Annotated in this window: 1 protein-coding gene and 1 pseudogene; both read right to left on the minus strand. The window is 69.1% G+C overall.

The annotated features are described in order from the left end of the window. A pseudogene (locus ABD357_RS29885) lies at window positions 1-268 on the minus strand (IS3 family transposase); the annotation flags it as partial. Continuing rightward, window positions 265-585 (minus strand): transposase (locus ABD357_RS29890; protein ID WP_344394137.1); only part of this gene is annotated, 321 nt, incomplete at its 5' end. The gene ABD357_RS29890 and the pseudogene ABD357_RS29885, both read right to left, overlap by 4 nt.

A 585-nucleotide genomic window follows, 5' to 3' on the forward strand; every position in this document is an offset into this window, starting at 1 on the left:
TCACCGAGACCCGCCAGCCGTCGCGGACCAGTAGGAGCCAGACCTTCGGCGAGCCGTAGGTGCCGCCCGAGTCCGCAAAGATTCCCTCGACGGCGTCGGCCAGCTTCCCGCGCCGGACCTCGCGGGCGGTGGTGGGCTTGTCGCGCCACTTGTAGAACCAGGACTCCGACACTCCCACAACCCGGCAGGCCAGGCGGTGCGGAACGTGGTGTTCGGTCCTCTGGTTACCGATGAACGCGGCCAGGGCGGCCGGGTCAGTCCCGGTCACTTCACCCAGAGGACCATGCATCGCTTGAGGACATCGCGCTCCATCTCCAGCTCCCGTATCCGCTTGTTCTTCTCGCTCATCTCCCGCCGCAGCCGCTCCAGTTCGCCTCGCTCGCTCTCCCGCATCCGCCCTCCCGCGGCCTCCGGCGCCGGCCGGTCCGACGACGCCGTCCCGTTGCGGCGCCAGCGCGACACCCAGCTGTGCAGCGTGCCCGCGTTGATGCCGAGCTCCTCGGCGACCTCCGGAACCGGCTTCCCGGTCTCGATCACGATGCGTACAGCACCCTCACGGAACTCGGCGTCAAACGTCCGCTTCTC

The sequence above is a fragment of the Streptomyces vastus genome, assembly GCF_039532825.1.
GTDB classification, from domain to species: domain Bacteria; phylum Actinomycetota; class Actinomycetes; order Streptomycetales; family Streptomycetaceae; genus Streptomyces; species Streptomyces vastus.